This window comes from Streptomyces sp. NBC_00878, from assembly GCF_026341515.1.
Lineage (GTDB): Bacteria > Actinomycetota > Actinomycetes > Streptomycetales > Streptomycetaceae > Streptomyces.
This window is the reverse complement of sequence record NZ_JAPEOK010000001.1, coordinates 6,026,295-6,044,552: the sequence shown is the minus strand read 5'-3', so window position 1 is coordinate 6,044,552 and position 18,258 is coordinate 6,026,295. Positions and strand designations below refer to the sequence as shown.

Here is an 18,258-nt window from a genome sequence, read left to right as displayed (position 1 = left end):
GCAACCTCTCGCGTTCTCAGCTCGTCGTGACGAATTCGGCGAGTGCCTGGGCCAGGTAGCCGGGGTCCCTGGAGCCGACGAGTTCGCGGGCGGAGTGCATGGACAGGCCGGGCACGCCCACGTCGACCGTCGTCACGCCCAGGCGGGCCGCGGTGATCGGCCCGATCGAAGTCCCGCAGGGCATGGCGTTGTTGGACACGAACCGCTGCAACGGCACCCCGGCCCGCTCGCACGCGGCCGCGAACGCGGCGAGTCCGGTGCCGTCGGTGGCGTACCGCTGGTTGACGTTGACCTTCACCACGGGGCCGCCGTTGGGCAGCGGGTGGTTGTCCGGGTCGTGCCGCTCGCTGTAGTTGGGGTGGACCGCGTGGGACATGTCGGCCGAGACGCAGAGCGCGCCCGCGAGCGCCCGCGACCAGTCCTCGCCGCTGCCGCCGCGGGCCGCCACCGAGCGGTTCAGGACGCGTTCCAGGATCGGGCTCTGGGCGCCGGTCTCGGAGCCGCTGCCGACCTCTTCGTGGTCGAAGGCGGCGAGCACCGGAACCCGGAACGACTCGGCGTCGGCGCCGACGTCCTGCGACCAGGCTTCGGCCGCCGCCGTCAGCGCGGTGACCCCCGCGTGCACGGACACCAGGTTGTCCAGCCGCGACGACACCAGGAACTCGCGCTCCGCGCCCAGGTGGCCGGGTGCCTGGATGTCGTGCAGCATCAGGTCCCAGCCGAGGATCTCCGTGGGCTCCAGATCGGCCTCGTACGCGATCCGGCGCAGCAGCGCGCCCTGCTCCGGTCTGCCCAGGGACCAGATCGGCTGGGTCTGGCGCTGCCGGTCCAGGGCCAGGGCCTCATTGACCGTACGGTCGAGGTGGATGGCCAACTGCGGTACGCGGAACAGCGGTTCGTCGACCTTGACGAGGGTGGAGCTGCCGTCGCGCAGTGTGAGGCGCCCCGAGATACCCAGATCCCGGTCGAGCCAGGTGTTGAGCGGGACGCCTCCGTAGATCTCCACGGCGACCTGGCGCCACCCGGCGGAACCGATGTCTGGCCGCGGCTTGACCCGCAGGTTGGGCGAGTCGGTGTGGGCGCCGACGATCCGGAAGGGGGTGTGGGCGGGGGCGCCCTCGGGGACGTACCAGGCGATGAGCGCACCGCCGCGGGCGACGAAGCAGCCGCCCCTGCGCCCCGTCCACTCCTCGGTCTCGCTCAGCTCCGTGAAGCCCGCCTTCTCCAGGCGGCGCGCGGCCTGGCTCACCGCGTGGTACGGCGAGGAACTGCTCTGGAGGAAGGCGAGCAGGTCCTCGGTATGGCTGGGGTCGGTGGCCAGGGTCATTCGGCGTCCGCCTTCCGGGGCGTTGGGTGCGTGTCGAGCAGCGCGGCGACCGGGCGGTCGGGGTGCGCGCACAAGTCTCCGATCACCGAGACGTACTCGGCGAGCAGGTCTTCGGCCGATTCCCGATCCCACAGATCGGCCGAATACTCGAGGAAGGTCCGGTAGCCGAGTCCCGGATCACGACGCGGCGATAGACCGAAGACGAGTTCGGCGCGGGCGACCGGCGGGGCCACGTCGGCCACCTCGACGTAGAGGCCGGGTATCTCGATGTCGGAGTCGGCGTAGTTCTGGAAGGCGAGGCCGTTCGGGACGCGGTCGGGGACCTCGGTCGCGCCCGCGTCGCGCATCGCCTGGAGGATGCGGGCGGTGGGCAGGACGTTCGCCATGACGCCGAGGGCACCCGCACCGGTACGGGTCACCAGCTCGCCGACCGTCTCGGCCGGGTCGATCCGCACCCGGACCAGCACGGCCGTGGAGACCACCGACACGAGCGACTCGCTGTCCATCACGAGCGACTCGCTCTCCATGGCCTCGCGGTTGGCGTACGGGACGCTGAGCAGGACGTCCCGCTCCCCGGAGAGCCGGGCGAGGTGGATGCCGAGCGCGGCTGCCGCGACCGCGAACGGCGTCACGTGCCGGTCGGCCGCCAACTGCTCCATCTTCGCGCGGAGTTCACCCGAGGCGGTACCGCGTACCGTGCCGCCGTCACCGCTCAGCCGCTCGGGCCGGGGGCGGTCGGTCGGAGTGTCGAGCCGGCACGGCACCCCCTCCAGATAGGCGGCGCAGTGTGCGGCCCGCCGGTCCTCGACCGACGGGTCCTTCGTCTCCAGCTGGTGGCGGGCGTAGTCCGTGGCCTGGACGGCGGGGGCGCCGAGCGGGTGCGCGGTACCGGCCACGGCGGCGGTGTAGAGCGCGGCCAGCTCCGCCAGGAGCACGGAGTGGGCCCAGCCGTCGGCGCAGATGTGGTGCATGACGAACATCAGCACCCACTCGTCGCGCTCGGCTCGCCCGGCTCGCTCGACCCGCAGCAGCCTCAGGCGGGGCAGTGTCGGGCGGGTGAGGTCGACGGGGGCCGCGGCCATCGCTCGGCACACCTTGTCGACGCGGGCGGCACGCTTCTCGGGTTCGAGGCGGGTGAGGTCGTCGATCTGCAACCTCAGCGGCGGCGCGGCGACCACCTCCTGCCACCAGGCTCCTTCGCCGTCGCGCACGAACCGGGTACGCAACGAGTGGTGGCGCTCGATCAGTTCGGCGAGGGCCGAGCGCAGTGCGTCCGGGTTCAGGGCGCCCCGGAACCGGATCCTGGTCGGCACGTTCCAGACCTGGGGCTGGGGAACGGCGTAGTGACCTGCGATCATCCGGTTCTGCTGGTAGCTCGCGGGGGCGCGGTCGATGACCTCGGGGTCGATGACCTCGGGGTCAGGGGAAGGGTCGGCAGGCTCCTCGGGTCCGCCGACACCGACGTCACCACCGCCACCACCGCCACCACCGCCACCACCGAGTTGACGTGCCATCGCGCTCAAGGTCGCGTCCGCGAAGAAGTCCGCGAGGCCGATGTCCACGTGCAGCGCTTCGCGTACGCGGTTGACGAGCCGTATCGCCGCGATCGAATTGCCGCTGAGATCGAAGAAGTTGGCGTCGTCGGCCACGTCGTCGAGGTCGAGGACCGACTTCCAGATGGCCCGGAGCGTCTCCGGGACAGGGGCCTGCGAGGCCGATCGCGTGACGTCGACAGGCTTCGGCTGCACGGCGGTGTCCCGCACCAGCACCGCGTCGCCCGACGCCATGGTTCCCAGGATCCGGTCGAGGTCGCCGAGACAGTCCCGTACCGTCGCCGCGTCGAAGAGATCGGCGTCGTAGCGGATGCGCAGCCGCAGCCCCGAACGGTTAGGTCCCGAACCCGTAAGTCCCGGACCCGTAGACCCCGGACCCGAGCCCGTACGAATGGCCATCAGCGCCATTTCGAGCGGGGCCGATTCGGTGCCGCCCTCGATCTCTTCGGTGTGCAGCCCCGGCAGTCGGATCCCGGCCAGCGGGGCGGTGTCCAGGTCCGCGGACACGGTGATGAGCGGGCGCGGGTTGCCGGGGTCGGGGTTGACGGCCGCGAGAAGCGCGTCCAGGTCGACGTGTTGATGGGCGTCCGCCGCGAACAGCGCGTCCCGGGTGGCCCGTACGGCGTCAGTCAGCGGCGTCGACTCCGTCAGCGTGGCCCGCAGCGGAAGGAGCGCGACATGGAATCCCACCGTGCCCATCGTCTCCGGTGTGCGTCGGCCGAAGGTCGATCCCACGACGAACTCGTCCTGGCCCGAGCGCTCGCGCAGCACCAGCTGCCAGGCGGTGAGGAGCGTGGCGAAGAGCGTGACGCCCCGGCGGCCGCTCCATTCGCGCAGGGCCGCCGTGCGGGCACCGTCGAGGCGGATCTCGGCGGCGGCTCCGCTGCCCGCCACCCGGCGTCCGCGTGGGCGCCGGGTGGGCAGCGCGGGCGCCGGTGGCAGCGGGTCGAGATACCGCCGCCACCACTCCAGGTCGGCCGGGTCCCGGTCGGGTTCGGCGGCGCCGACCGTGCTGCCCGCGGGCGCCTCGAACCGCGCCGGGCGCCCCTCGACCGCGGCCTTGTAGAGCTCCTCCAGGTCGGCCGCGAGGATTCCGGCCGAGTGGGCGTCGGTGACGATGTGGTGCAGGCCGAGTACGAGGACATGGTCGTCGTCGGCGAGCGTCAGGAGCCGTGGGGTGAACAGCGGGCCCTCGGCCAGGTCGTACGGCCGCGCGCTCTCTTCCCGCAGCAGCGCCGCGACGGCCCCGTGGGGCTCGTCGGCGTCCTGTTCCCGGGCGTCGGTCACCCGCAGCGGCACGCGCAGGCCGTTCCGTACGACCTGCCGTACGGTCTCGTCGCCGCTGCCCGGGCGGAACACGGTCCGCAGTCCGGCGTGCCGCTCGACCAGCCCGTCCACCGCCACGGCGAGAGCCTCACCGTCCAGCGGGCCGCGCAGCCGCACCGCCTGGATCTCGTTGTACGCGGCCGGGTCGCCGACCAGTTGGCAGGCGAGCCAGATCCGGCGCTGGGCGTCGGTCGCGGGCGCGGAGACGTCGGCGCCCCGCCCCACACCAGCGCGGGCCGCCACGGAGCCCGCCGCGTCCTGGTGGCGCCGGCGCAGCGCGTCGAGGTGTTCGAGTCCGGAGCGCATCAGGTCGGCGGGCATGCCGAAGTCGACGAGAGCGGCGATCTCGTCGACGCCCGCCTCGTGCAGCGCGTCCACCACGGGCGCGCACGTGTCCGGCGTGCCGATCAGGGCCCGCTCGTCGCAGTACCCGTCGTACGCCCGGCGGAAGAGGTACTCCAGGTCCTCGTCGCTCGCCGCGGCCACGTCCCGCGGATCGCCGCCCCGCGTGCCCCGCGTGCTCGCCGCGGAGCGCATCTGCAGCGAGGAGCGCAGATAGCGGGTCATCGGCTCCAGCGCCTGGGCACGGGCCGTCGCGTGGTCGTCGCCGAGATAGGTGTGCAGGAGCACGGTCACGCGGCCGGTGTCGGGGTCGAGGCCGTGCTGCTCGCGGGCCTTGCGGTAGCGGCCGATGTTCTCGGTGAGTTCGGCGACCGTCTGGTTCATCAGGTTGGTGACGATGCCCAGACCGCGCCGCGCCGCCTCCTCGTACGACTCACGCCGTCCTGAGGTGGCGAGGAACATGGGCGGCATGTCCTGCACCGGGCGCGGGTGGATGCGTACCGCGGTCTCCGCGCCGTCCCCGGTCCGCCGCGTCAGCGTGCCGCCGCTCCACAGCGTCCGTACGTCGTCGAGGTGGGCGAAGCCGATCTCCTTGCGGCGCGCGAAGCGGTCCGGGTGGAGGGCGAAGTCCCGCGCGTGCCAGCCGGTGGCGCAGCCGATGCCGACCCGGCCGCCGGAGAGGTTGTCGACGACCGACCACTCCTCGGCGATCCGGACGGGGTCGTGCAACGGCAGGACGACGGAACCGGCGTTCAGCCGGATCCGGCTGGTCTCCCGGGCGAGCGCCGCCGCGAGCACGGACGGGTTGGGGAAGAGGCCGCCGAAGGAGTGGAAGTGCCGCTCCGGCACCCAGAGGGAACTGAAGCCCCGCTCGTCGGCGAAGCGGGCCGTCTCCATGATCTGGTCGTAGGCGTCGGACGGGCGGGGGGCGTTCGGTCGGCCGTCCGCGCCTCCTTCCTTGCCTGCGGCGGCCTCCGCGTCCGGGTAGTCGCCGAAGAAGTACAGGCCGAAGTCGGCGGCCGGGCGAGGACTTGTCGCCTTCGGCCGCGACTGCGACTGCGACTGCTGACGCAGGCTCGGACCTGGGCTCGTTCGGGTCGTGGGGAAGAAGCCGCCCTCGCGCAGGGCGCGCAGGGAGTCCTTCACGGCGTCCGAGACCCGCTCGATGTCCGCGTCCGTGTGAGCGGTGGACAGATAGAAACTGCGCCACTCCCATACGTAGATTCCGCGCAACAGCAGGTGCTGGTAGAGCAGTTCCATGTCGGCGCGGTGCGTGAACCGGAACATGGAGCCGAAGTGGCTGAGTTCCAGGGGGAATTCCTCGGTTCTGAAGAACTCGTTCAGGTCCTCGGCCAGCGCGTCGGTACGGGCGTTGAGCCGTTCCTGGAGAGCGGGGCCCTCGGCGGTGAGATGGGTCAGGACCGCCTTGGCCGCCGCCATGGACAGCGGGTGCTGCATGTACGTACCGCCGAAGAACGTGGTCTCGACCTCCGGGCGGCTGTCGTCGCCGTACCGCCAGAAGCCGCCGTCGACTCCGTCCAGGATGTCGCCGCGGCCCGCGATCGCGCCGATCGGGAAGCCGTTGCCGAGCGCCTTGCCGTAGGTGGCGAGGTCCGGGACGACGCCGAAGTGGTGCTGTGCGCCGCGCGGATGGGGGCGCAGGCCGGTGAGCATCTCGTCGAAGAGGAGGACGATGCCGCGGCGCCGCGTGAGATCGCGCAGCGCCCGCAGGAACGCGACCGGGCGCAGGGCGGGATTGCGGCACTGGACCGGCTCGACGAGGACCGCCGCGATCGTGTCGCCGAGCGCGTCTACGGTGTCGAGGGCTTCCTGGCTGCCGTATTCGAGGACGAGCACCTCGGAGACGGCGCTGTGCGGGATGCCGTGCGAGACGGGTACGGCGGGACCGCCGTCCGGCCCCGGGCGGCCGAGTACGGAGTCGATGTGGCCGTGGTACGAGCCGCGGAACATGACGATGCGGTCGCGTCCGGTGGCGGCGCGGGCGAGCCGGATGGCGGCGGAGTTGGCCTCGGTACCGGAGCCCGCGAACGCCACCCGCTCCATGCCCGTCAAGTCGGCCAGCAGCTGGGCGACTTCACCGGCCTCGACCGACCGGGGGCCGAAGCGCAGACCCTGGGCGAGGTGCTCCCGCACGGCCTCGGTGACGATCTCCGGCTCGTGGCCGAGGAGCAGGGCGCCGAAGCCCATGGTGATGTCGGTGTAGTCGTTGCCGTCCACGTCGGTCAGGTGCGCGCCTCGGGCCGAGCGGGCCGCGAGCGGGTACAGCGTCTCCTTCGTGGAGCGCCGGAACCCGACCACGGCCCGGCTGTCGGCGAGCACGGCCCGCTGCCGCTGGGCCAACTCCTTGGACGTACGGGTACGTTCGGCCAGCCTGCGCCCCAGTTCAACGGCGTGCGCCCGCTGACCGGCGTCGGCACCGGCACCGTCGCCGTCGCCGACCATGCCGGAGCCTTCGGGGAGGGTTACGCGGGGGCCGTGGAGGGTGGGTTGCGGGGGCCCCGGGGTGGGGGCGGAGGTTGAGGTGGGCGTGGGGGTGGGCGTGGGCGTGGGGGTGGGGATGGGGGCGGAGGTGGGGATGGGGATGGGTGTCTGCGCCTCCGCTTGTCGCTTGGCCGCCGCGAGTTGTGCCGTGAGTTTCCGGGAGAGCTCCGCGGCCCGGTCCGCCGCCGTCGTGCTCATCGGGTGCGCTCGGCGCCGAGCAGGGCGATCGCCTCGGAGAGCTGGGTCAGCATGGCTGCCTGGGTCTCGGCGAGCAGATCGACCTGCCGACTGAGCTCGGCGATCTCGGAGCGGAGCGCGTATTCCGGGCCCGTGGGCCCGTCTGGCTCAGCGGCGGTGGACGGGGCCACTGCGGCGGCCGCGGGCTCCGGGTCTGGGCGGAGCAGCCCGGCCTCCGGCTGCTTGGCCGGACCCGGACCCGGACTCGGACTCGGACCCGGAGCTGGAACCGGAACCTCCCGCCTCCTCCGCCCGGCGATCAGACGAGCCGTGAGCTCCGGCGTGCCCGCCTCCTCAAGGAGCTCCCGGACGGTTGCTCGTACGCCGAACTCGACTTCCAACTGCCGTAGCAGGCCGATGAGTTGCAGGGAGTCCGCGCCGAGACCGACGTACGTCTGCCCGGCCCCGAGTTCATCGGCGCGACAGCCGAGATGCCGGGCCGTGAGCGCCCGTACCCGTTCGAGTACTGCCTGTTCGGTCATGCCGTCCTGCACGGAACCTTGCTCCACGGAACCTTCCTCTGCCGGTAATCGGTCCACTGCCGGACCGGGGTGCGGTGGTGGGCCGGTCCAGTACGACCGGTGCTGGAACGGGTAGAGGGGCAGCGGAATCCGGCGTCCCCCGCAGCCGTCCAGGAGTGCCGCCCAGTCGAGGTCCACGCCGGAACAGTGCAGACGGGCCACCGCCGCCCACAGGCCGTCCGTGCCCGCGCCGCGACCCTGCGTCGGCACGCAGAGGGTCTCCGGCACGGCACGGCGGGCCATGCCGGTCAACGGCGCACCGGGCCCCAGTTCGACCAGGACGGCCCTCGGCGCGAGCGTGCGCAGCACGGCGTGGAAGTCGGCCGTGTGCCGCGCCTGCCGTACGAGGTAGTCGGCGTCGGGCAGCCAGCCCGCGGGATGCGCCGTGCCATCGAGTCCGCTGACGAACTCCATCTGTACGGGCCGGAGTTCGGCCTTGTCGGCGGCAGCGCGCAGCTCGTCGAGCATCGGGTCGAGCAGGGCCGTGTGGAAGGCGCGGTCGACGGGGAGCGGCTCCCCTGCCACATCGTGCTCGGCCAGCCAGGAACGGGCCGCCTCGACCGCGGCCGGCGGACCGGCGACGACCTGGTGCGCGGGACCGTTGGACACCGCCAGTTCGAGGCGCCCGTAGCGCGTCGCGTCGATGTCGCCGAGCAACCGCCGTACGTGTTCCGGCGGGGCGAACACGGCCAGCATCGCGCCGGGTTCGGTGTCCCGCATGAGGCGGCCACGGCGACAGACGAGCCGCATCCCGTCCTCCGGCGACAGGGCTCCCGCGACGCACAGTGCCGCGTACTCGCCGACGCTGTGCCCCGCGACGGCCGACGGGCGCACGCCGAACCCCTGCCAGAGCCGGGCCTGTGCCACCTGAAGGGCGAACAGCGCCGGCTGGGCGAAGGCGGTGTCCCACCGCTCCGGGCCCTCACCACCGACGATCCGGCCGAGAAAGCCCGCCTCCCCGGTCTCCTCCTGGTGGATGCGGGCGCACCGCTCCAGTACGTCGGCCACCACGGGGAAGCGGGTGGCGAGCGCGGCGGCCATGCCGGGGTGGCCGCCGCCCTGTCCGCTGAAGACGTACGCAGGTGTGACCGGGGTGACGGGGGTGTCCGCGGCCGCATCCACGTCTACGCCTACGCCTACGCCTACGTCCACGGTTCCCGTGCAGTACGTGGCGGCGGCGGGCGGCGCCGGGCTCCGCGCATCGGCCAGGAAGGCGTCGAGCCCGTTGACAAGGTTGTCGGCGGGGGCGAGGGCGGGGGTGGAACCGTCGACGGAGGCGGTGACGACGAGCCGGTGGCGCAGGTGCCGACGTCCGAGCGCGGTCGTGGTGAGGAGGTCGGCCGGTGCTATGTCCGGGCGGCGTGCCAGGGCATCGCGGAAGGAACGGGCGTACTCCTCCAGGGCTTTGGGGCTGTGCGCCGAGAGGGGCAACAGGGCAGGCACGGGGGCGGAGGCGGGAGCGGGGGCACCTCCGGTCCGAACTCGGGGAGCGTCCAGGCCGACCGGGGCCTCTTCAAGGATCACATGGGCATTGGTGCCCCCCATCCCGATGGAATGCACACCCGCCCGCCGGGGGACGCCGGCCACTCCGTCTCCGTCACCGTCTCCGTCACCCGGCGACGGCCAGGGCATGGCGCGTCGCGGCAGAGTGAACGGGCTTTCCTCGACACCGAGTTGGGGGTTGGGCCGGGTCAGGTTCACCAGTGGTGGGACGATGCCGTGCCGCAGCACCAGGATGGCCTTGACCAGCCCCGCGAGACCCGCCGCGCTGTCCAGGTGCCCGATGGCGGGCTTGGTGGACCCGAGCGCGCAGAAGCCCTTGCGGTCCGTGTGCCGCCGGAACGCTTCGCTGAGCGCGGCGAATTCGATCGGATCACCCTTGTAGGTGCCGGTGCCGTGCGCCTCCAGATAGCCGATCGTCTCGGCCCCGACACCCGCGCGGTCCAACGCGCCGAGCACGGCGTCGCGCTGGCCCGCGACCCCCGGAGCGGCGAAACCGGCCTTGTCCGCACCGTCGTTGGTGACCGCGGAGCCCAGGATGACGGCGTGCACGGTGTCGCCGTCGGCGAGTGCGTTCGCGAGCGGCTTGAGGAGTACGGCGGCCACCCCGTTGCCGCCGACCGTGCCGTCCGCTGCGGCGTCGAAGGCCCGTACCGCACCGCTCTTGGAGATCGTCGAGCCCTTCACATGGCGGTGCCCGGTGACCTGCGGCAGATGCAGGGCGGCCGATCCCACCACCATGAGGTCCGCGTCGCCCGCGAGCAGCGCCTGGCAGGCCAGGTGGACGGAGACGAGCCCGCTGGAACAGGCGGTCGCGACGTTCACCGCCGGACCGTCGAGTCCGAGCCGGAAGGCGGCCCGGTTGGCGGTGAAGTCCGGGTAGTTGCCGACCTGGATCTGCTTCACCGTGGCCCAGTCGTCGCCACGGCTCGACTCACCGATGTTGGAGGCGAGATAGCTGTGCAGTGAGTACAGGCGGTACCCGACACTCGCGTAGACGCCGATCCGGTCGCCCGCGTCCCGATTGCCCACGCCCCGGTTGCCGGATCCGGCGTAACCGCCGTCCTCCAGCGCGTGGTGGCAGCACTCCAGGAACAACCTCTGCTGGGGATCGGTCAGGGTGGCCTCTCGCCCGCTCATCCCGAAGAACGCGGCGTCGAAGCCGTCGATGCCGTGCAGCAGCGCGCTCGCTCCGGTGAAGTCCGGGTCCCGGTAGAGCTCCTCGGGCAGTCCGGCGGCGGCGAACTCGGAGTCCGTGAAGGGCCGTACGTGCGACACCCCGGACCGGATGTCGCGCCAGTACTCCTCGGGCGTGTCAGCCCCCGGAAACCTCAGCGCCATCCCGATGACCGCCACGCGCGGATCCTGCACCGCTCTCCCCTTTCCCGGCCCCGGTCCCCGTCTCCGTCCCGGTCCCGGTCCCCGTCTCCGTCCCGGTCCCGGTCCCCGTCTCCGTCCCGGTCCCCGTCTCCGTCCCGGTCCCGCTGTCGTCGCCGCTGTCGTCGCCGTTGCCGTTGCCGTTGACGTCCTGCTCCGCGCTTCCCGGCTCGGCTTCCCGCGCTCCGGCGCGCCCCCGCAGCACCCGGGCCACGTACACCAGGGCGATGACGATGGCGGCGCCGTGCGCGACGCCGACGACCGACAGCGGTGTGAAGACGTCGAGGGCCGCGGCGACGACGATCATGCCGACGCCGAACCCGAGGTTCTCCACCGTGGCGGAGAGCCCGAAGGCGTGGGTGCGCAGGGGGCCCGGCAGGGTCTGGAGGTGCGAGGTGTACGACACTTCGGTCAGGCCGTCGGCGGCGCCGGCCAGCAGCGCGATCAGCACGGTCGCGGCCCAGGGAAGTCCGGCGAAGGCCAGGATGAAGGTGCCCGACATGGCGATGGTGCCGAGCCCGAAACCCAGAGCGCCGACCGCGCGTCCCGTCCGCTTGGTGTACCTCTGCAGGACCTGCTGGACAAGGACGTTGCCGAGCGCCCAGACGCACCAGAAGACACTGACGAACACGGCCGGGTTGTCGGCGTCGAGCTCGGTGGAGTACACGGGCAGCGCGGCGTTGTGCGAGGAGGATCCCAGGGCGTCGATACCGCGCAGCGCCACCGTCAGCCCGAGCACCGGAACGGCACCGAGCGCCACGAGCGCGGCGGGCAGCCGCCGACGGCTGTTCCCACTGTCGTGCTCTGCGACGCTCTCGTCCCCCTGGCTCTCTTCCTCGCCCGGGCCGCGCTTCTCTCCCTCCCCATCTCCCTCCCCCTCGCGGCGCGCGGGCGCGAGGGACATCGGAAGCAGCAGAACCGTCAGCGCACAGACCAGAAAGGAAGCCATGTCCACGAGGAAGGCCGCGGTGTAGCCGAGCAACGACACCACCACGCCCGACGACGCGAACCCGGCCACCATCGCCATCGAACGTCCGCTGACCATCAGCGAGTTGGCCCAGGTGTGCCGCCCCTCGCCGACCATGTCCGGAATGGAGCTGCGCAGCGTGACGATGAACAGGGTGCCCGAGGCCCCGACCACCGCGGAGACGGCGAACAGGGTGCCCGTACGGAATCCGTCGGGTGCCACCACCAGAAGGAGCAGCGCCACCGCCTGGGCCACGTTGACCCAGAGCATGACCCCCTTCGCGGACCACCGGGCCAGGACCGCCGCGGCGGCGAGGCCCGCGACGAACCCCGCGGCGAGTCGCACGGCCATGAACACCCCGACGGCCAGCGCCCGGTCCGTGACGGCGTACACGTACAGATTGAGCGCCACCACGTTGAGGAAGGTGCCGTACGAGGAGATCGCGTAGCCGGTGACCAGGATCCGGTACCGGCGCTCCCGAAGCGCTGTCTCCGCCGCTGCCGCGGCCGCGGCCGTTGTCGCCGTCGTATCGGACGTCACGAACGCCCCCGCGCCACGACGTCCTCGTACCGTACGGAATCGGGCATGGAGGCATCCTTTGCGAACGCATGGGCGAAGGGGCTCCGCGCACCATAGGCAACCGAGCCCGCCGTTCGCAGCCAGAAGCCGTAACTCATGTTCGTTGTGCGGCAGTTGCGAAGCCTGATCACCGTACGACAGCGGTTTCTCAGGACAACGCCGACCGCCTGCCCGGCGAGGGCGGCAGCCGCTGAAGCAACTCCCAGAGCGGTCGTGAGCCTGCCGCCCACTCCCCCAGCGTTCCGCGATCGACCAGATGCAGCTTCTGGGACTTCGCCAGCGGCTCGCACCCCGCGGTGAAGCGCCCGTTCGTCACCAGAACGACGACGTCCCCGCCGTGCAACTGCCGGCCGGTGCCGTTGAGCACATGCAGATCCGGGGTACCCACCGGCGATCCCGAGGCCCCGTCCTGCCGGTGCTTGCACTGAATCACCCAGCGCCTGCCGACCGGATCGGTCGCTGTCACGTCCGCGCCGTTGTCTCCGGCCCCGCCCACCTGTACGGCGTCCGAACAGCCGTCACGCCGCATCAGATCGCGTACCGCGAACTCGAAGTCCTCGTGGTGAAGCCCGTCGAGCTGGGGAAGCTCGTAGCGCAGCATGCGCACATGCACCCGCTCCCACCGGGCACTCACCGCCCACTGCGTGAGCCAGAGACCACCGGCCCCGCCCAAGAGGCCGGCGAGCACGGCGAGCAGCCACCAGTTGCCCAACAGCCACTGCCCCACGGCGACACAGAGCCCGGCGCCCGCACCGGCCGCGATGGCGAGCACCAAGGGCTGGGGCCCTCTGGGCTTCGTCGGGGTCGGAACACGCTTCGGAGACTTCGGAACACGGTTCGGAGACTTCGGGGCTCGCTTCGATGACTTCGCGGCTCGCTTCGGAGACTTGCCAGTCCGGCGCACGGGCGGCGGGCGGCTCACCACTGCCCCCGGACTCGCGCACCGTCATTCCTCACGCACGGATCGGTCCAAGGCACCGTATCCCCCTCGGCGCTCCCGCCCACGGCCACTCCGACCGCACAACAGGCTTACGCGCAGGCACCTTTGACACTAAGTCAGGCTTTCCTCCTCGACACGGACGAGAGCCCTTTCGGGCCACGCCGAACACCCCTCCGCTCCAGCGGTACGACGCCGGCGAGGGCTCATGGACAGCATTCCGCCACTCATCCCACAGAACAGGATCGCCCGCCCGAACAGCGACATGTCACGTCAACCGCGCTCCGCCCGCCGCATGCCCCCACGACCCACACGTTCCATGTGTCGGGCTCCCAACCAGGGTGCGCGAATCCGTGCGGACTCATACGGACCCATACGGTGATCCGCCCCTCCCTCCCAAGGAGATGCCCGAAGTCGGCCGAGAAGCGCGTCGGCAGACGGCGACGTCACACTGACTAATGTGCGGTCGGCGGCTCGGGCGCTCAGTGCCCTTCAGGGCTCCGGGACCGGCAGCACTCCTGCGCCACCGAGACGAAGGCCAGTTTCGCGTGCTTGAGTTCGTCGTGCGTCACACGGCGTCTCAGGCAGTCGACGAGGTGCTCCGCCGCGGCGGCGGCTTCCGGCGGGCCCTCCAGGAGCACTCCGCCCAGGGCACGTTGCAGCACAACGTCGTCATCGGCCTGACCCCGGCCATTCCGTTCGGTGAGGATCCTGGCCTCGGCGGCTCCGAGGAACTCCGCGTAGGTCTGGCGGCGGAGGGCGAACTCACGGTGGCCGGACTCGGCACGCAGCGTCATGCGAACCGATTCGAGCAGCGCGTCCGCCTGTTCGCGCATCGCGTCCGCCTGACGGTCGCCCGCGTGACGTGCCGCGACGGCCTGCCGGATGCCCGCACTGCGGGCGTACCAGCCGGTGACGACGCTGCCCGCGACCGCCGAACCCGCGGCGATCAGTGCGATTCCCCAGTCACTCATGACTCCCATCCTCGCGATGAGCCGCGGCATGCCACACCACCCTTGCCGAATGTGCGGCATGGATCACTCTCGGCGACCGTCGAACAGCGCGCGATAGGATCGGATCATGTCGCCCGACGACGCGAAGGAACCTGCCCCGACCTGCGGAAACAGCCATATCCGCCCGCCGGCCCCCAGTAGACTGGATACTTTCGGGCGACGGGCGACGGGCGACGGGCGACGGGCGACGGGCGACGGGCGACGGGCGACGGGCGACGGGCGACGGGCGACGGGCGACGGGCGACGGGCGAGCGGTGCTGTTTGCGGCTCGGTCGGCGGTGGCTCTGTATCGCCTGCTCGACGTGCTCCCCATATTCTCCGGTGACGACCGGATCACCCGCCTGTTCACTCTCGTCCCCGGCTCCGACTTCGAAGCCGACACCCTCGCCGCGATCGACACCCTCGGGGGCCGCACGGTGCCGTGGAGCGAGGCATGCGGTCGCACGTACGACCTCGTCGTGGCCGCGAGCCCGAAGGGCGACCTGAGGCTGCTGCGCGGCCCGCACGTCCTCCTGCCGCACGGCGCCGGATTCAACAAGTCGATCCCCGGCGAGGGTTCGGCCGACTCGGCATCCGGACTCGACTCGGCATATCTGCGACGAACCCACGACGACGACGCTCCGATAGCGCTGCACGCCTTGGCCCACCCCGATCAGGTCGCCAGGCTGGCCGCCACGAATCCGCGGGCCGCCCGGCAGGCGAAGGTGATCGGCGACCTCACCCTGGAACGCGTCCTCGCCTCGTCGCCCCTACGCGACGGCTACCGGGCGGCGTTGGGCACCGGGGCCCGCACGCTGCTGGTCCTGGTCTCCACCTGGGGACCCGAGTCCCTCCTCCGACGACACCCCGGACTGCCCGCCCGCCTCGCGGCCCAACTGCCCTACGACGAGTACCAGTTGGCGCTGGTGGTCCACCCCAATGAGCGCAGCCTGTTCGGTACGTACGAGCTGAAGGAGCGCTTGGCGCCTGCCCTCGGCTCGGGGATGATCCTGCCGGATCCGCACGAGGAGTGGGCCTCCGTCCTGATAGCCGCCGATGCCCTGGTCACCGATCACGGATCAACGGCCCTGTACTACTGCGCCGCCCAGGACCGCCCCGTCGTGAGCGTCCACCGAGGCGGCGGCGAACTGATCCCCGGCAGCCCGATGGGCGTACTCCTCGGCCGCATACCGCAGTTGGAACGCGCCGAGGACGTCGCCGACGCACTGCGGGCGTACCGGCCGGGTCCCGGACACGCGGCCGCCGAGGCCGCGTTCGCACCCCCCGGTGACGCCGTGAACCGCCTACGCACCGAGGCCTACGCCCTGCTCGGCCTGGCGCCACCCGCCCACGACGCCACACCGCGCCTGCTACCCCCGCCCGCGTCCACGCCCGCCACGCGTGTCCCCACCGCGTTCGACGTCCACGTGGAGACCACCGCGGCCGACGTCCGGATCACCCGGCACCCGGCCGGCACCGGACCGCCCGGCCACCACCTGGCCGTGGAGTACGGCGCGGCGAGCGAACAACTCACCCGTTCCGCAGGCCTGTTGTACCGTCGCCCGCTCCCGGCGTCCGCCGCCCCCGTGGACCTGGCCTGGACCGCCGACGGATGGACTCGGCACGCCCTGTCCGCCTACCCGGGCTGCCGTTCGGCCGCGGCCCTGCTGCCGTCCGGCGGGTGCCTGCTCAGAGTCCGAGGCCATGAGCGGACGTACGCCGTCCAGGCCGAACCACGCTCCGAAGGAGGTGACCGGGTCGTACGGATCGACCCGGCCATCGCACTGTCGGCCGCGCACGCCTGGCTGATCTCCCCGCGGCCCGCCCCGGACCGCAGCACCCCGGACAGCAGCACCCAGGACGGCGGCACCCAGGACAGCAGCACCCCGGACGGCGGCATCGTGGTGAACTGCCTGGTCGGAGAGCGGACTTTCCCCATCACACTGCGCCCGGCCACGGACAACGAAGCGACGCAGGCGATATAGCGACGCAGGCGATATAGGGCCAGTCCGGCAGATCAGCTCTAGACAAGGCCGTTGCGTCGCCGGACGGACTGGGCCGCCGTGCGATGCTCCTCGGCCTCCGCCAAGTTCCCTTCGGCTGCGTCGAGTTCGGCGAGCGCGTCGTGGACGCGTGCCAGATCGAAGCCTGACCGGCGCCTGTCGGCACGCCCGAGTGACTGCTCGTACAGCTCGCGGGCCTCGTCCGTCCGGCCGAGGCGGTGCAGGACACCGGCGAGGGCGAACGCCGAGCGTCCGATCAGCCTCTCGCGGTTCTTCGCCACGAACCCGGTGTACGCCTCGGACAACAGCTGTTGCGCTGCCTCAAGGTCGCCCACCTCGGCGCTCGCCTCGCCCAGCCGATACGTCTGGAGCAGTTCGCCGTACGGGTTGGGGATCGCCCGGTGCATGTCGCGGGAGGCGGCGAAGTCGGCCAGAGCGGCGCTCCACTCACCCCGTGCGCCCTTGAGCATGCCGCGGTGCTCGACGGCCGACGCGGCGAGCTTGCGGTCGCGTTCGGAGTCCCCCAGCAGTTCACGGGCGGACATCGCGCGGTCCAGCTGGACCGCTGCCTCGCTCAGTTCTCCCGACTCCCAGAGCGGCCTGGCCAGTTGGCAGCGCGTGCGGACCAGCCACCCCGCGTTCCCACCGTGCCGGACCGCCGAGTCGACGGCGCGCCGGAAGACCTCGGTCACCTCGGACTGGTGGGGATGGTCCAGGGCATGCGTCCACACGGGCTCGGACAGGGCCACGACCTCGGTGTCCAGTCCACGGCCGTGAGCCAGGCGCGAGCACGCGAACAGCACATGACGTTCCTCGTCCAGCCAGCGGGCCGCGCGCTCACCGCGTTCGGCCCGCTCGGCCCGGGCCTGGTCGTCGTCCGCGTACTCGACCGCTTCCGGATCCTCCAGCGGAACGTCCGGCACACCGGGAACGGCGTCGAAAAGATCCACGACGGTCAACCGCCGCCCCGCGGCGAACCGGTCGGCCAACTGAGCCTGCCGTACGAACCAACGCACCAGCCTGACCTGCGCCTCGGCAACCTCCCCCCGCTCACTCTCCGGCGCCTCCGCCGCCTCCCGGCGGGACCGGCGCAGAGCGTGCCCCCGCAGCGGCCCCGGCAGCCTCATCTGGCCGGCCTCCGTCAGCGACAGCAGCCGCAGGTCCAGTAACCCGGCCCGGTCCAGCTCCTCCAGGGCGTCCTGGCAGGTCTCCGGTCCCAGCCCCGACAACGCGGTGGCGGAATGGAGCGTGAACGTCTCGCCGGGATGGTGCGGAAGCAGCCGGTAGAGCAGGGCCGCCGGGCGGGACAGATCGGCGTAGACCGTGTCCCAGACGTGCTCGACGCCGGACACGCCCTTCTCCTCCAACTCGGCCTGGAGATCGGCGAGCAGACGGGAGAGCGGACGTAGCCGGTGCGTGCGAACCCACCGGCCCGCCACGTGCAGCGCCGCGGGGAGGCCGTCGCACAGCCGGACCACCGCCCGCGCCGCCTCCGGGTCGGCGGCCAGCCGGTGGTCACGGACGATCAGCTCCAGCAGCTCCGCTGCCGCCCGCTCCTCCAGCGGCGGCAGCGCCAGATCCACCGCGGCTCCGGCTTCGAGGTCGTGGAGCGGACCGTGACTCGTGACGATCACCACGCTGTCGCCCGACGCCGGCAGCAGGGGTACGACCTCCGAGGCGTAGCGCGCGTTGTCCAGCAGGAGGACCAGTTTCGCGGCGGCCGTCTTCGTCCAGTACTGCTTGCAGCGGGCCGCGTACTGGGCCTGAACCCGATCCGGCGTCACATCGAGCGAGTCGAGCAACCGGGAGAGCACATCACCGGGGTCCAGCACGCCGTCCGCCCGGAAGTCGTCGAGGTCGACGGACAGCACACCATCGGTGAAGGGGTAACGGTCGAGCAGCGTACGGGCGATCAGGCCGGCCAGTTCCGTCTTCCCCAGGCCGCCCGGCCCGCTCAGCGACAGGACCAGCGGGCGGGAACGGCTCTGCCATTCCGTCACCGCGCGCAACGCGCGTTCCCGTTCATCGTCGCGGTTGACGAAGTGCACCGGCTCCGGCGGAAGTTCGACCCTCACAACAGCCCCCTCGACCCTCC

Annotated in this window: 8 protein-coding genes; 1 reads left to right on the top strand and 7 read right to left on the bottom strand. The window is 71.9% G+C overall.

Features of this window, described 5'->3' with window-relative positions:
• Nucleotides 1–16: 16 nt before the first annotated feature.
• From OHA11_RS26075 to OHA11_RS26050, 6 genes are all read right to left on the bottom strand, one after another.
• Nucleotides 17–1,327, bottom strand: a complete 1,311-nt coding sequence (locus OHA11_RS26075; RefSeq protein ID WP_266500270.1) for a M18 family aminopeptidase — start codon at nt 1,325–1,327, stop codon at nt 17–19.
• On the bottom strand, nt 1,324–7,248 hold the full coding sequence (locus OHA11_RS26070; RefSeq protein ID WP_266500267.1) for a MupA/Atu3671 family FMN-dependent luciferase-like monooxygenase: 5,925 nt from the start codon (nt 7,246–7,248) through the stop codon (nt 1,324–1,326). The genes OHA11_RS26075 and OHA11_RS26070 overlap by 4 nt, the downstream gene beginning before the upstream one ends.
• Entirely contained in the window at nt 7,245–10,679 is a 3,435-nt protein-coding gene (locus OHA11_RS26065) for a type I polyketide synthase (protein ID WP_266500265.1), read from the bottom strand. The genes OHA11_RS26070 and OHA11_RS26065 overlap by 4 nt, the downstream gene beginning before the upstream one ends.
• Nucleotides 10,624–12,192 carry an MFS transporter gene (locus OHA11_RS26060; protein WP_323186662.1) on the bottom strand — a complete coding sequence of 523 codons (1,569 nt, stop codon included), beginning with the start codon at nt 12,190–12,192 and terminating at the stop codon, nt 10,624–10,626. Before OHA11_RS26060 ends, OHA11_RS26065 begins: the two co-directional genes overlap by 56 nt.
• A 187-nt stretch (nt 12,193–12,379) precedes the next feature.
• On the bottom strand, nt 12,380–13,006 hold the full coding sequence (locus OHA11_RS26055; RefSeq protein WP_266500262.1) for a restriction endonuclease: 627 nt from the start codon (nt 13,004–13,006) through the stop codon (nt 12,380–12,382).
• Between the two features lie 644 nt (nt 13,007–13,650).
• Nucleotides 13,651–14,142 (bottom strand): hypothetical protein, encoded by a 492-nt coding sequence (locus OHA11_RS26050; protein WP_266500260.1) that lies wholly within the window; start codon nt 14,140–14,142, stop codon nt 13,651–13,653.
• Between the two features lie 341 nt (nt 14,143–14,483).
• Between OHA11_RS26050 and OHA11_RS26045 the strand changes: the two genes are divergently transcribed.
• The gene (locus OHA11_RS26045) at nt 14,484–16,145 is read left to right on the top strand and encodes a translation initiation factor 2 (RefSeq protein WP_266500257.1); all 1,662 of its coding nucleotides are present in this window, start codon (nt 14,484–14,486) and stop codon (nt 16,143–16,145) included.
• 38 nt (nt 16,146–16,183) lie between these two features.
• Here OHA11_RS26045 and OHA11_RS26040 read toward each other — a convergent pair whose 3' ends face one another.
• Nucleotides 16,184–18,238 carry an NB-ARC domain-containing protein gene (locus tag OHA11_RS26040; protein ID WP_266500255.1) on the bottom strand — a complete coding sequence of 685 codons (2,055 nt, stop codon included), beginning with the start codon at nt 18,236–18,238 and terminating at the stop codon, nt 16,184–16,186.
• Nucleotides 18,239–18,258: the final 20 nt, after the last annotated feature.